The 14924-nt window shown below is 56.7% G+C and carries 11 protein-coding genes; 3 read left to right on the top strand and 8 right to left on the bottom strand.

All coding sequences use genetic code 11. From position 1 onward, the window contains the following. Window positions 1-116: 116 nt before the first annotated feature. Complete coding sequence (cax, locus tag KJS47_RS14865; RefSeq protein ID WP_213525802.1) at window positions 117-1178, top strand: calcium/proton exchanger; 1062 nt, start codon at window positions 117-119, stop codon at window positions 1176-1178. A 59-nt stretch (window positions 1179-1237) separates the two neighbouring features. Here the strand turns inward: cax and KJS47_RS14860 are convergent, their stop codons facing one another. The 6 genes from KJS47_RS14860 to KJS47_RS14835 all read right to left on the bottom strand — a co-directional run bounded on the left by KJS47_RS14860 (window position 1238) and on the right by KJS47_RS14835 (window position 6798). Continuing rightward, window positions 1238-1522, bottom strand: coding sequence for an Fpa/YlaN family protein (locus tag KJS47_RS14860; RefSeq protein WP_213525801.1), 285 nt, complete (start codon window positions 1520-1522; stop codon window positions 1238-1240). A gap of 185 nt (window positions 1523-1707) precedes the next feature. Continuing rightward, complete coding sequence (locus KJS47_RS14855) at window positions 1708-1956, bottom strand: HPr family phosphocarrier protein (protein WP_213525800.1); 249 nt, start codon at window positions 1954-1956, stop codon at window positions 1708-1710. Window positions 1957-2062: 106 nt separating this feature from the next. Then, entirely contained in the window at window positions 2063-3181 is a 1119-nt protein-coding gene (locus tag KJS47_RS14850) for an aminopeptidase (RefSeq protein ID WP_213525799.1), read from the bottom strand. A gap of 75 nt (window positions 3182-3256) precedes the next feature. Then, a complete protein-coding gene (locus KJS47_RS14845; protein ID WP_213525798.1) occupies window positions 3257-3940 on the bottom strand; it encodes a TVP38/TMEM64 family protein in 684 nt (227 codons plus the stop codon). 141 nt (window positions 3941-4081) lie between these two features. Continuing rightward, window positions 4082-4837 carry a hypothetical protein gene (locus tag KJS47_RS14840; protein ID WP_213525797.1) on the bottom strand — a complete coding sequence of 252 codons (756 nt, stop codon included), beginning with the start codon at window positions 4835-4837 and terminating at the stop codon, window positions 4082-4084. Between the two features lie 35 nt (window positions 4838-4872). After that, on the bottom strand, window positions 4873-6798 hold the full coding sequence (locus KJS47_RS14835) for a sensor domain-containing diguanylate cyclase (protein ID WP_213525796.1): 1926 nt from the start codon (window positions 6796-6798) through the stop codon (window positions 4873-4875). A 360-nt stretch (window positions 6799-7158) separates the two neighbouring features. Between KJS47_RS14835 and rpsD the strand changes: the two genes are divergently transcribed. Next, window positions 7159-7761, top strand: a complete 603-nt coding sequence (gene rpsD, locus KJS47_RS14830; RefSeq protein ID WP_213525795.1) for a 30S ribosomal protein S4 — start codon at window positions 7159-7161, stop codon at window positions 7759-7761. A 300-nt stretch (window positions 7762-8061) separates the two neighbouring features. Here rpsD and tyrS read toward each other — a convergent pair whose 3' ends face one another. Next, the gene (gene tyrS / locus KJS47_RS14825) at window positions 8062-9315 is read right to left on the bottom strand and encodes a tyrosine--tRNA ligase (RefSeq protein WP_213525794.1); all 1254 of its coding nucleotides are present in this window, start codon (window positions 9313-9315) and stop codon (window positions 8062-8064) included. 521 nt (window positions 9316-9836) lie between these two features. Between tyrS and KJS47_RS14820 the strand changes: the two genes are divergently transcribed. Then, complete coding sequence (locus tag KJS47_RS14820) at window positions 9837-12857, top strand: penicillin-binding protein 1A (RefSeq protein ID WP_249716384.1); 3021 nt, start codon at window positions 9837-9839, stop codon at window positions 12855-12857. Between the two features lie 182 nt (window positions 12858-13039). Here the strand turns inward: KJS47_RS14820 and acsA are convergent, their stop codons facing one another. Continuing rightward, a complete protein-coding gene (gene acsA, locus KJS47_RS14815) occupies window positions 13040-14764 on the bottom strand; it encodes an acetate--CoA ligase (RefSeq protein ID WP_213525792.1) in 1725 nt (574 codons plus the stop codon). Window positions 14765-14924 lie beyond the last annotated feature (160 nt).

The raw sequence follows: 14924 nt of genomic DNA, 5'->3' as shown, positions 1-14924 counted from the left end.
GGTGTAGACTAGGAAAGCGGCCCAAAATTTGATAGGTTGTCGGCGAAAACGGGTATTCTACATAAAGATGGATCAAGCCGTGCGAGTTAGACATTTCGAGTCTGAGGTGATACGAATTGAGAAAGCATCTTTTTAACATCGGCTTGATCGGCACCTTCGTGCTGAGCGGCGTCGCTCATTATGCCGGGTTCCCCAATACCCTCCAGTTCATAGTGGCCTGTCTGGCCATCGTGTTCGTAGCGGGCTTCCTCGGAAAAGCGACGGAAAGCGTCGCCCATTATGCCGGCGACCGGATGGGCGGATTCCTGAACGCCACGTTCGGCAACGCCGCGGAACTCATCATTGCCATTATTTTAATCAAAGATGCGGTAAACGGCAATGTTGCCCTGTTCGACATGGTCAAAGCCAGCATTACAGGCTCCATTATCGGCAACCTGCTGCTCGTCTTGGGACTCAGCGTGCTGGTGGGCGGCATCAAGTTCAAAACCCAGCGCTATAATATCGAGCTGGCGAATCACAATGCGTCTCTGATGATTCTCGCCGTCATCGCTCTGTTCGTGCCGGCGATGTTCGCCCATACGCTGGACGGCAGCAAGCTGAACACTCTCAGCCTGACGGTGGCCGTTATCTTGATTATCGCGTACTTCCTCTGGCTGCTGTTCTCGATGGTCACCCATAAGGACGCTATGCAGGATGAGATCGTGGAGCACGGCGACGCGGCTTGGTCCAAACCGCTGTCCATCGTCTTCCTCGTCGTTGCAACCGTCATGGTGGCGCTCGTCAGCGAATGGCTGGTCGGCACGCTGGAGGAGATTTCCCACAGCTTCGGCCTGTCGGAGGTCTTCATCGGCGCCTTCGTCATCGCCATTATCGGCAATGCCGCCGAGCACTCGGCCGCCGTCATGATGGCGCTCAAAAACAAGATTGGCACTTCCGTCGAGATCGCCGTCGGCAGCAGCCTGCAAATCGCGCTGTTCGTCGCTCCGGTGCTCGTGCTGGTCAGCGCTCTGATGGGCCAGACGATGAACATCGTCTTCACCACCTATGAGCTGGTGGCGATCGGCGTCGGCGTACTCATCACCAAATCGATTACCCGGGACGGGACGACGAATTGGTATGAGGGCGTCCTGCTGCTCCTCGTCTATCTTATTCTCGGCTTTGCCTTCTTCCTCGTGTAAGCTGGACGGCCGGCTCCACTCCGATAGGGAATAAAAAAAGAGTAACCTGATCGCTCGGGTTACTCTTTGTTCATTGCTTCATAAAGTTTGGCGAGGTTGCGTTCCAACTCGCTAAGCACTTGTTTGCCGACCATTTCATTGATTAGGCCCGCCCTCACCGCAAAATCGATTTCGCGGGACAAGCCGTACATTTGCGTATCCAATACTTCTTCGTATAAGGGACACTTGCGAGTCGTCAGATTCTCCATCTGAACCTCAATGAGGGTCTGTATTTTAGCGGCATCTTCTAGAAGAAGATTGTACGCCTTTTGATTTAGATTGAGCAGCAGCTCGGATGAAGACATCAAACTTCCCCCCCTGTATAGTCAAAACCGGTCCTATTCAATATATTAGTCTAAAACAACCTAATACACAAGATATTCCGAACAGGCTTCCCGAAGAACCTGGCCGTCCCCTTTGGGAAGACTACCCCTCGGCAAATAAAAAAAGATTCCCTGTTGCGGGAATCTTCGGGTAAAGCTGCTGCTCGCTATTCGGTCACGATGTCAATCGCCATGTTGTGCTTTGCGAACACATCCGCCATCGCCTGTTCGGCTTCCTTGGCGTCCGGTCCGTGCACATGAAGCGTATACTTGCCGGAGGCGGTCAGGGTCGTGAAGAGGCCCAGAATGCTCTTCACATCGATATACTTGTTATCATACTGGAGTACAATGGACGATTGAAATTGGTTCGCCGTTTGCGAAATGTCAACCACCGCTTGATTGCTGGAATTAGGCATAATGATCCCTCCGATAACTGTAATGGGCTTACGGTACCGCTGGTAATATGATACCGTGCCCTTACCCCCGACGCAAGAGATTTTGTGGCAAACCTGCCAGTATCCGCTAGTCCTTCAAATGCTCGGGGTTGAGCGGCTCGAGCTCCGGAATGACGAAGCGGCCGTCCTTGCGGATCAGCACATCGTCAAAGTAGATTTCTCCTCCGCCGTAATCCGGACGCTGGATGAGCACGATGTCCCAATGGATCGAGGACCGGTTGCCGTTGTCCGCCTCCTTGTACGCCTGTCCGGGCGTAAAGTGCAGGCTGCCGTCGATCTTCTCGTCGAACAGCGTGTCCTTCATCGGATGCTGAATATACGGGTTGAAGCCCAGGCTGAACTCCCCGATATAGCGTGCGCCTTCATCCGTGTCGAGGATCTCGTTGATGCGCTTCGAATTGCTGCTGGTCGCTTCGACGATTCTGCCGTTCTCGAATACGAATCGGATGTTCTCGAAGGTCGTTCCCTGATAGACGGACGGCGTATTGTAGCTCAGCACGCCATTCACCGAATCCCTAACCGGAGCGGAATAAACCTCGCCGTCCGGGATATTGCGCTGGCCGCAGCATTTGACGGAGCCGATGCCCTTGATCGAGAAGGTAAGATCGGTCCCCGGGGAAACGATCCGCACCCGGTCCGTCCGGTCCATCAAAGCCTTCAGCGGATCCATGGCCTGCGCCATCTTGGCATAGTCGAGGTTGCAGACATCAAAGTAAAAATCCTCGAATGCCTCGGTACTCTTACCCGCCAACTGCGCCATCGAGGCGTTCGGATAGCGCAGCACGACCCAACGGGTGTGCTTGACGCGCTGTTCCAAATGAACCGGCTTGCGGTAGTACAGGTCGTATAGTTTCATCTGGCTTTCCGGTACGCCGGAGAGCTCGTTTACATTCTCCCCGGACCGGATGGCCACATAGCAGTCCATCTGCTGCATCCGTTTCAGGTCAAGCTCGGCCCACGCCTCGATCTGTTCCTTCGTAGCGGAGTTTAGGACCGAAGCCAGTACCGTCTTGTCGCTCAGTTCGACAAAGGGCTGGCCACCTGCCCGGTAGACCTCCTCTACCAAACAGCGGACGATCTCCCGCTCGGACCCTTGCATATCGATGAGAACCTTGTCGCCCGGCTGCACCCTCATCGAATAACCGACTAGGTTATGGGCGAGCTTCTGTAACCTTGCATCTCTCATGGAACGCTTCCTCCTGTCAGTGAACTGCTGTATTCTTCTCTGTTGTCAGCAGTTCTTCCTTGTCATCTCGAATCTTTATTTGGCCTTGGCCATTCTCTTCTTTATCCAGTTGCCGACCAAGAGAAGACCAAGGAACACGAGCAGGAGCAGAAACAGCCTGCCCTTGTTTTCCTTGAAGTGAAGCAGATCGTGGCCGATCAGGCATTCCATCAAGACAATCGGCAGCTTACCGAGAGCTGTGGCCGCCAGGAAATGCCAAAATCGAACTTTCCCCGCTCCCGCCGCTACATTGATGGCGGAAGATGGAATGATCGGGATGAGGCGGCCCACCAAGATATAGAAAAATCCATGATTCTCCAGCTTATCGTTAAAGGATGCGATGAGGGGATAATGCTGCAGCTTCCGATTCACCCAATCCCGGCCCAAAAAGTTCGCCAGGAAAAAGGCGAGGATTGCCCCTACAATCGACATCGAATAATTGATTAGAAAGCCCCAATACAACCCGAACACCAAGACATTGGCTCCGGCAATGACGACGAATGGCAAAAACGGGACAATGGTCTGGATTACGACGGCGGCCATGCCGAGCAGCCAAGCGAACGGACCGAACGACAGAAAATAATCGGAAATGCGTTCGACGTTCACTTCACTGATCTTTCGAAAGAGACCGCCCTTGATCATCCATCCGACGAGAAGCAGCACGGCGATCACCGCCAACAATCCTTTTACGCCATCCATGACCTTCATGGATTTTTTCAAAATGTCTGGTGCCCCTCTCCCTAAGGTAATCTTGTCCATTGTACCATGTTCCGGTTCATTGGAAAACGTATCAAGAGGGAGTTTTTCCGCGAATGCCGGCGGTTTCTGGCGATAAAAGTCGACCAAACAAAAACCCCGCCCTCAAGACGGAGGGAGGGGCTTTGGTGTTCCGCCTGGCTCCAGATTGTAGGTGGCCAGCCATTTTTCTTCCGTAGGCTGGCCGTTCTTCTGGTAGCGCAGTGTGGTTTCGATCGTCAGTTGCTGAGGAAGTCCGCTTGAACGGTCCAGTTGGATCCGGTAACGGCCGTCGGCCGTTACCTGAGTTTTGAGCGCCTCTAGACGAGCTCCTGCCTCCGCCAGCTTGGCGTCCACTTCCGCCTTCAGCCGGTCGGCATCAGCGGGCCTGAGCTCGCTGCGCGCCTTCGTCAGCTTGGCCGATTGGTCATCGGCTATGCTCCGAAGCTCCTGGTTCCACTGCTCGACCACAAGCTTCGTCCACTGCTCCCGGTCGACGGAGACGGCGAGGGCTCGGCCCTGCCCGGTCGGGTCTCCCTTCTCCCATTCCGCCTTGCGGCCGATCGTCTCGAGCTGCAGCAGCTTGTCCACCGGATTCCAGTCGGGCGCGAGCGTTCCGCCTCCCGGCCCGGCAGCGGCTTCCTTGCTGCTTCCTCTGCCTTTGATAACGGAGCGTTGAGAGAACGATAAGCCAGCGGCCTGAATCTCAGAATGCCCTTCGAACACCAGATCGTTCCTCGCCTTGACCTTGGCGAGCATGGACTGTAGTGCTTCCTCCGGGTCCCCGCCTCCCGCCAGGCTGCAGGCTCCCGTCAGCGAGAGAGCTGCCAGCGGGAGAAGCAGCTTCTTCAAATGGCGCACGCGATCCCTCCGTTTTCGCAAGATGTCCTCCTTAGGATGGACCGCGGAACGGACGGTTATCCAGCAACAATCTGATTCTTGCCGCTGCGCTTCGCTTCGTACAACGCCATATCGCATTTATAGAATAGCGATTCCACGCTGATCTTGCTATCTTCCCAATGCCATTCGGCAATGCCGCACGATACGGTTACCTGGGGGTCGGTCTCGGCCACCACCCTCTGCAGGATGCGCTCGGCTATTTTGTGCATCTGGTCCTTGCCGATATGAGGAAAATAAACGGCAAGCTCCTCCCCTCCCCAGCGGGCTGCAATATCGCACAGCCGGATAGAGGAGCGGACGATATCGCTGACCTGAATAAGCACCCGGTCTCCGATCTGATGGCCGAACGTATCGTTGATGGCTTTGAAATTATCGATATCGAGAACCATGAGCGAGCCGCACAAATCCATCTTTTGCCGCAGGGTGATCTGCTCGTCGAGGTAGTGGCGAACCGATAGTCCGGTCAGGTTGTCCGTAATGACCATTCTCCGCACCTCGGCGTGGAGCAGCGCATTCGACAGCGCCAAGGAGATATGGCCGGCAAGCGCGTTCAGCAAGCGCACGTTCTCGAAGGAAAAATAGCTCGGCTGGCTGTGCGCAAGCAGAATGATTCCCTTGGTCTCGCCCTGGATTACGATGGGTGTGCCGAGCAGTGCGGCGGAGCCCGTCATGTCCATGAATTCAGAGGCAATCCGATCCTCGCCCTGTTCCCGATAATTCTCGAGAAGGATCGGCTCGCCGGAAGCCAGAATGACACCAGCAAATCCCTGTCCGCTGGTGAACCGGGCAAACCGCAGACGAGGCTCGGTGCACGCCTGCACCGTCAGCGTCTCCCCCTGCTTCTCGAGGATGCAGCAGCCTTCCGCCGCGAACAGGGCAGAGAGCTCCGTGCAGGCCAGCTTGTAAATGTCCTCGGCCTTCAGGCTTTTGTTCAACCGCGCGGTTACTTCATTAATAATGCGAAGCTCATCGATCAGCCGGTTCGACTGCTCGAACAGCTGCGCATTCTCGTACGCCGTCCCTGCCAGAGCGGCGAGCATCGAGAGAAACGACAAGTCGATGGCTTGGTCGAACGGTTCCTTCTTATTTATATGAAGAACACCGAACTTGGCCTGCTTGCCGCTGATCGGCAGAGCAATCTCCGTTGCCCCGTTCCCTCTGATGCCTTCTTCCCGAAGGATCGGCCTCTCCTCCCGGTATGCCCGCATCCCGATGTCTCCGGCGTCCATCAGCGCCAGCCTGCCCACATCCAGAACCCCGTCCAGTGGAGGCTGGCGCAGGGAGAGACGGACGTCCGTGTCTGGGTAAAGCTGCTTAATGGTGCCTACCATCTCGGTCAGCACCATTCTGGCCTCTCTCGATTCGTGCAGCCGTTGGGCAGCCGAGAACAGCCTGTCCTTCGTCTTCATCTCCTGCAGCAGTCTCTCCTGATCCTTCAACGTCAAACAGCTATCCGCCCCCCCTGCTGTTGGCGGAACAGCCACTAGCGAATAAAGCGCCCCCATCCAGAAGGCGAACAGGTCTTCCCGATCGGCGGGTAAGCCTAGCGAGACCGTCCCCACCCATTCTCCGGCGTCTGTATGCACCGGGTAATAGCGAAACGCTAGAGTTACGCCATCCCAAACAAGAGGCTTCGCGTCCCTGTTGTCTAGCGTCCCGCTCATTCGGGCGGCCAGCATGGCGTCTTCCGCAACGTGGCGTACTGGAACAAGTACCCCCTTCTCTCGTTCATGCTTATAGCAAGCTAGCAGGCTTCCCTGTGTGCTCGTTAGCCCAAGCCAGACATCCGGCTGGGTCTCCGGAACGCGAAACCGCCCCGCCCATTCGGCCACCAGGCGGGTGAGCTCCCGAAGCGTCGCATCGGGAGCGGCTGCTGCCGCCGTCTCTTGCAGCGCGCTCCGCATGCGAAGCGCGTACTCGGTCCATCCTGTTTTCTTATCCATATGTAAGCCCCTCTCCAGGGATCTTTTCTAGTTCCTATTTCCTATATTATATAGGAAAATACTCCCTGTTCACAAATCTTTTCTAGTTTCTTCTGCTCCCAACCATGCGGCGCTTGACAGGGGGTTCCCCGATCCTTTAAAATTATATGTTGAGTGGAAGCATTCTTTGCTTCCCGGATGGTCGTTAGAGTTGTGTCCACCCTCTATGGAATTGTTCCCGTACGGCCAGCGGCTGAACTAGTCGGACGGAGCTAGGGCGATCAAGTCCCGGCATGAATGAGACCAGCGCAATTCTGCGGCATCGATGGACTTTCAATCAAGTATACACCCAATTCGATCATCAAAGGAGAAGTTAATACAATGGCACGTTACACAGGCCCTAAATTCAAACTCAGCCGCCGCCTCGGTATTTCCCTGAGCGGTACCGGCAAAGAACTCAGCAAGCGTCCGTTCCCTCCGGGTCAGCACGGCCCGAACCAACGCAGAAAGCTTAGCGGCTATGCAATTCAGCTGCAAGAGAAGCAAAAGCTCCGCCACATGTACGGTCTGGGCGAGAAGCAATTCCGCAACCTGTTCGACAGAGCGACCAAGATGAAGGGCATCGCGGGCGAGAACTTCATGATCATGCTCGAAAGCCGCCTGGACAACCTCGTCTACCGCCTGGGCCTGTCCAACTCCCGTGCAGGCGCTCGTCAGCTCGTTTCCCACGGCCACGTAACCGTAAACGGCAAGAAGGTTAACATTCCTTCTTACATGGTGAGCACTGGCGACGTAATCGGCCTTCGCGAGAGAAGCCGCAGCCTGTCCGCTATCAAGGACGCTGTTGCTAACCGCACGCACGTCCCGGCTTACCTCGAGTTCAACGAAGCTGAGCTGGAAGGCAAGTTCGTTCGTATGCCTGAGCGCGCTGAGCTGTCCCAGGACATCGACGAGAAGCAAATCGTCGAGTTCTACAGCCGTTAATCGAATCTACCGAGACTCCGGAGCTTCTCCGGGGTCTTTTTTTGTTTGTCTCCCCCTTACAAAGCGAAAGCCCGAAAAAGCCGTTCCGCCAATACCCCGACGGGATTTGGCGGAACGGCTTTGTTTCGGGATGGCGGCGAATGGTCGATGATACGAGACGGATGAGATTACGACCCGTCCCAGTTGCCCCTCCCGGGCGGCTGGGAAAGAAGCGGCTAGTCTCGCTCCGCCAACTGGGGACACGGGCCGCTCATTGGTCCATCGCACAGACGCGTTGCACCCCCTCGATCCCCCTTCTTCTTAGGACAACCGGATCTTGGCGAATTTGCGCTTGCCTACTTGGACGATATCTCCGTCCTGCACCGCCACGTCTCCATTCGGGTCCTCCAGCTTGCGCTCGTTCAGCTTGACCGCTCCCTGCTGGACACTTCTTCTGGCTTCCCCGTTGGACGCCTGAAGCCCCAGCTGAACGAGCAGCTTGATAATCCGAATCGAGCCGTTGTCCAGCTCGGACGCGGGCAGCACAACTTCCTCAATGTCCTGCGGCAGCGCACGCTGCTGGAACACGGTGACGAAGTGCTGCTCCGCCTCCTCTGCCGCCTGCTCGCCGTGGTACATGCGGACGAACGTACGGGCGAGACGCATCTTGGCGTCCCTCGGGTGTGCGGCACCGGCATCGAGACCCGCCCGCAGCGCCTCCAGCTCTGCGCCTGGCAGATCGGTCGCCAGCTCGTAGTATTTGAGCATCAGCTCGTCCGGCACGGACATCGCTTTGCCGTAGATCTCGCTGGCCGGCTCGTCGATGCCGATGTAGTTGCCCAGGCTCTTGCTCATCTTGTTCACGCCGTCGAGCCCTTCGATCAGCGGCATCGTCATGGCGATCTGAGCCGGCACTCCGTATTCCTTCTGCAGCGTCCGGCCCATCAGCAGATTGAACTTCTGGTCCGTCCCTCCGAGCTCGATGTCTGTCTTGAGTGCGACGGAATCGTATCCCTGCATGAGCGGGTAGAAGAATTCATGAATGTGAATCGGCAGCCCGCCGCTGTATCGCTTGCTGAAATCGTCCCGCTCCAGCATTCGGGCCACGGTCAGCTTAGCCGCCAGCTGCACGACGTCGACGAACGTAAGCGGCGCCAGCCACTCCGAGTTGTAGTAGACCTTGGTCTTCTCAGGATGCAGAATCTTGAAGATTTGCTGCTTGTAAGTCTCGGCGTTGCGCTGGACGTCCTCCTCGGACAGCTGCTTACGTGTTTCGGATTTGCCTGTCGGGTCCCCAATCCGGCCCGTGAAATCCCCGATAATCAACTGGACCTGGTGGCCCAGCTCCTGGAATTGGCGCAGCTTGTGCAGCACGACCGTGTGACCCACATGGATATCCGGCGCCGACGGATCCAGCCCCAGCTTGACGTTAAGAGGCCGTCCGGTAACGACCGATTCCGCTAGCTTCGCCTTGAACTCCTCCTCCGGCACGATCTCGACCGCTCCGCGCTTCAGGAGCTCCAACTGCCGTTCTACTTCCGCCGCCTGCTCGGCGGCCAATGTCCATTCCTTCACGCCTACTCATCTCCTAGAAAAAAATAAAAAAGCCTCCTCGTCCACAAAGGGACGAGAAGGCTTTGTTCTCGCGGTACCACCCTAATTAATCCCCTCAACGGTTCCATAAGACCGCTGCCGAGGATTCACTCAAGCAAGAAATAACGGGATTGCCCCGGAAGAAGCTACTGGTCCTGTCCGATCTGCTAACGGCGGATAGGCTCGGTTCCCTTCTTCGGCTCCGGACAGTACTTCGGCTGCAGGCCCGTTCCGGTTCGCACCGACCACCGGCTCTCTTGACCGGGTCCCCTGCTCCTACTGCGGCAGTCATGCTGCCAGTCCATCATCGCGATTGCTATGGGATTGCTATTCAGTATACACATGCCGCCGCGTTTGTCAAATCGACTGCTTCTGACACCATTTTTTCATTTGTGCTATAATAGCGATGAATTCCTAACAAGATCGGGGTTGTTGCACACTTTATGTTCAAACGGTTCTTATCCATGTTCCGCCATCCCGCTGTGCGAAACACCGGGAGATACATGTGGTTGACATTCAAATGGCTGCTGTTCCTCGTTCTCATCGGAGGGTTTTTGGCGGGAGGTGCCGCAATCGGGTACGTATCCGCGCTCGTCAAAGACGATCCCATCCGTTCGAAGGAGGAAATCCTTTCCAAAATTGAAGAAAATGCCGTAACCGGTTTCGCTTATTTCAACGACGACACGGAGATCGGACAGCTGCGCACCGAAGAAGACCGGCGTCTCGTGACGCTGGACGAAATTCCGCAGACGATCGTCGACGCCGTTCTCGCGACGGAGGACGAAGACTTTTACGATCATATCGGCGTCGACGTCAAGAGCGTCTTCCGCGCGGCCAAGGAGAAGATTCTGAACGAAGACGTCCAGACCGGCGCCAGCACGATTACGCAGCAGCTGGCCCGCCGCGTGTTTCTCAATCTCGACCGCGAGATGAGCCGCAAGGTGAAGGAGATGCTGCTCGCTCTCCGCATCGAACGGACACTGTCCAAGGACCAGATCTTGACCGCCTATCTGAACAAGATCCCTTACGGTTCCGGCTCGAGCGGCTACAACGTCTACGGAATCAAGGCGGCCGCCATGGGCATCTTCGGCAAGGAGGATCTGAGCCAGCTCAATCTAGCCCAGAGCGCCTATCTCGCCGGACTGCCGCAGCTGCCCTCTCTCTATTCCGCCTTCAACAGCAAGGGAGAACGGGACGAGGAAGGACTCGAGCGCGCCATCAAGCGGCAGCAGCTCGTCCTCTCCCGCATGCTGACGGTAGGCAAAATCACCGAGCAGCAGTACCAGGAAGCGCTTAGCTTCGACATCAAGGGCTCCCTCGCCGAGCCGCAGCAAAAAGCCTACAATACTTATCCTTACCTCATGATCGAGGTGGAGAAACAGGCTACCGACGTTTTGCTGTCCGTCAAGCAGCCTGACGTCTACAAAAACAAGGATACCGATCCGAAAGCCTATAAAAACGGAGTCAAGGATATGCAGAGCGAGCTGCTGCGCGGCGGCTACAAAATCTACACGACGATCGACCAGCCGCTCTATGACGCCATGCAGGAAATCGCAAAGAACGACAAAAACTTCTTCGCCTCCAAAGATCCGGAGAAGCTGGAGCAAGTCGGCGCGGTTATGATGGACAACAAAACCGGCGCCATCCTCGGCATGATCGAGGGACGCAAAACCGAATACAATCACGCCATGCAGGCAACCCGCCAGCCGGGCTCCACGATGAAGCCGATCGCCGCCTATCTGCCCGCACTGGAGAAGGGGCTGATCCAGCCGGCCGGCATCCTTGACGATTCTCCGATCATTCTGAAGGACGGCAGCAAAGGGTTCCACATTCCGGAAAACTGGAATACCCGCTTCCAAGGTCTCGTTACGGCGAGGGAGGCGCTGAACCAGTCGCTCAATATTCCAGCCATCAAGCTGTTCGTCAATTCGGTCGGTACGAAGGACGCCTGGAACTTCGCCCGCCAGCTCGGCATCTCCACCATCACCAAGGAGGACGAGGGGGCGCTGACGGGGGTTATCGGCGGAATGTCCAAGGGCGTCTCGGTCATGGAAATGACGAACGCCTACACGTCAATCCCTAGCGGCGGCGTCTTCAATAAAGGCTATATGATCCGCAAAATCGAGGATCCGCAGGGCAAGGTCATCTATGAGCATAAATTGGATCCGAAGCAGGTCTATTCCGAGCAGACCGCTTATCTGATGACCGACATGCTCCGTACCGTCATCACCTCGGGGACGGGTGCCGACATCAAGTCGTTCTTCAAAAATTACGGCAAGATTCCGGTCGTCGGCAAGACAGGTTCCACGCAGGATGATATGGACGCTTGGTTCATGGGCTACTCGCCGGATATTACGGTGGGCGTGTGGATCGGGTACGACAATCCGAAGTACCTGCTCAGCAAGGACAATGGAACGACGCGGCATGCCATGAAGATATGGTCGCTCGTCATGGACGACGCGCTCAAGCTCCGGCCGGAGCTGTTCCCGACCAAGCAGTTCACGAAGCCGAACGACATCGTCGAGATGACCGTTTCGAACGTCTCCGGAAAGCTACCGAGCGAGCTAACGACAAGCGCTGGCCGTACCGTCACGGACTTGTTCAACCGCAAATACGTCCCGACCGAGGTCGACGACGCCATGGTCCGGATGAAGTATGTCGCCTATAATGGGGTCAATTATATCGCGCAATCCGACACGCCGGGCGATATGGTTCGGGAGAAGGTTGTGATCAAGCGGCCGGAACCGATCTCGGACGTCATAGAGAAGATCAAGGAACTGATGGCAAAGCTGCCGGACAAACAGCAGAAGCCGATCAGCCGCTTCATACCGAAAGATGCGGACATGGAGGCACCGACCCAGGTGGATCCGCGCAAAGACGACGGACAGTCGCCGCAGCCGCCCGGAAACCTCGTGCTGACGCGAAGCGGCGAGACCAACGGTCTCTCCTTCTCTCCTAGTGCAAGCTCCGATGTCGTCGGGTACCGGCTCTATCGAACCGACGGATTGACTTCCTTCCAGCGCGTGAACGGCAAGGTCATCCTGGCCGGTGAGGACAACGTCTTCCCCAGCCTGCCGTATTCCTACGGTAGCGGCTACTACGTCACCGCGGTAGACGTCGCCGGACATGAATCGTCGCCGAGCCGGATCGTCTTCAACGACAGCGTCAATCCGGGGCTTATTCTCAATCCTGGCCAGACAGGAGCCGGCAACGGCCTGAACGGCTCGGGTGGAGACGGGGCCGCAGACCGGGCGCCGGCCGCGCCCAAAGGGCTGACCGGCAAGCTGAAGAACAATTCCCTTCGTCTCGACTGGTCGCCGGGGGATGACAAGGAAAAGCCGAAGCAGTACATCATTTCGTACAGCGAGAAGGAAGCCGGGCCGTTCAAAAAAATCGGCAGCACGAACGGCGATACCAACTTCACCGTCTACAGCGCTCAGCTGGAAGGCTACTATCATGTAACGGCCGTCAGCGGCGGCAAGGAGTCAGCTCCCTCTTCGGCTTACCGGGTCAGAGCCCAGTAACCCTCCCTCCCCTCCCTTCGGTTCCTCGCCGGTTCCGGCGAGGCCACAGGAGAAGGGAACAACAAGAAGCGGTAACGAGACAAAGAAGAAGCCCTTCCCCTCCATACGGAGGGGAAGGGCTTCTGTCATGGATGGCCGTCTCGGCCAGGCGGCGGTAGCTGCCCGGTCCGCAGACGGTTCGATTAATCTTCGATGGTGGACAGGTCGCCGGTCGGCAGGTTCAGCTCCCATGCCTTCAAGACACGGCGCATGATCTTGCCGGAGCGGGTCTTCGGCAATTTGTCCTTGAACTCGATCTCCCGCGGAGATGCGTGAGCCGCGAGACCTTCCTTGACGAACTTGGCGATATCGGCCTTCAGCTCCTCCGAAGGCTCATAGCCGTCGCGCAGGGAGATGAACGCCTTGATGATCTCGCCGCGCACCGGATCCGGCTTGCCGATGACGCCCGCTTCGGCGACGGCCGGGTGCTCGACGAGCTTGCTCTCGACCTCAAACGGACCGACGCGCTCGCCGGACGTGTTGATGACGTCGTCAATCCGGCCCTGGAACCAGAAGTAGCCGTCCTCGTCCATATAAGCCGAGTCGCCCGAGATGTACCAGCCCGGAATCCGGAAGTATTCTTCGTACTTGCCCGGGTTGTTCCAGATCTTGCGCATCATCGACGGCCAAGGCGTCTTGACGGCAAGGTTGCCCATCCGCAGCGGCGGCAGCTCGTTGCCGTTGTCGTCGAGGATAGCCGCCTCGAGACCCGGAATCGGCTTGCCCATGGAGCCCGGCTTGATGTCCATCGCCGGATAGTTGCAGATAATGTGGCCGCCGGTCTCGGTCATCCACCAGGTATCGTGGATGCGCTTGTTGTAAACCTTGTAGCCCCAGCGAACGACCTCGGGGTTCAGCGGCTCGCCAACGCTCAGGACGTGGCGCAGCGAGGAGAGATCGAACTGCGTGACAATCTCGTCGCCGGCTCCCATGAACATCCGGAAGACCGTCGGCGCACTGTACCAGACCGAGATTTTGTAGCGCTCAATCGTCTTGTACCAGTCCTGCGGGCTGAAGCGGCCGCCGCGGATGACGTTGGTGGCGCCGTTGAGCCACGGAGCGAAAATGCCGTAGGATGTACCTGTAACCCAGCCCGGGTCGGCCGTACACCAGTACACGTCGTCTTCCTTCAGATCGAGAACGATCTTGCCGGTGTAGTAATGCTGAATCATGGCGTTGTGAACATGGAAGACGCCCTTCGGCTTGCCAGTCGATCCGGACGTGTAGTGAATGAGCATGCCGTCCTCACGGTCGACCCACTCGATATCGAGCTGGTCCGATGCCTTCGCCATTTCCTTATGGTAATCGACCTGTCCCTCGGCCAGCTCGATGTCCTCGCCTACGAGAATAACGTGCTTGAGATCGGGCAGATCCTTCACCGGTACACGCGGAAGCTGCGAAGGCGTCGTTACGATCGCTACGGCGCCGCTGTCATCCAGACGATCCCGGACGGCGGATTCCATGAAGGCTTCGAACAGCGGGCCGACGATGGCGCCCACCTTGAGGGAGCCGAGCAGAGCAGCGTACAGCTCGGGCGTTCTCGGCATGAAGATAAAGACGCGGTCGCCCTTGCCGATCCCCAGACTGCGGAGCACGTTGCCGAACTTGTCCGACAGCGTCTTCATCTCCCCGAACGTATATTGTTCATCCCGCGTATTGTCGCTGTAATACAGGGCAACCTTGTCCTTGCGGGACGATTCGGCGTGGCGGTCGATCGCCTCGTAAGCGGCGTTCACCTTGCCTGTCGTATGCCAGGTAAATTCCTTCTCTACGTCTTTCCAGTTGAATGATTCACGTGTTTTCTCGTAGTTTTCCATGTTCGGTTGTGGATCTACAGCTGCTAAGATTTGATCTTGTTGATTTTCCATAACGTGTTCCCTTACCTCCTTCAACAGATAGAACGCTTACAAATATGAAGAATTTTGAAACAATGGCTGAAATCATTATACCATATGGTGTTAGCGTTCGACCATTGCTTTAATTGGACCCTTAAATTTGTTATAAGTAAGGTATGCAAAGCAAAGAAGG

The organism is Paenibacillus sp. J31TS4, assembly GCF_018403265.1.
Taxonomy (GTDB): domain Bacteria; phylum Bacillota; class Bacilli; order Paenibacillales; family NBRC-103111; genus J31TS4.
This window is presented reverse-complemented; position numbering and strand designations above follow the sequence as displayed.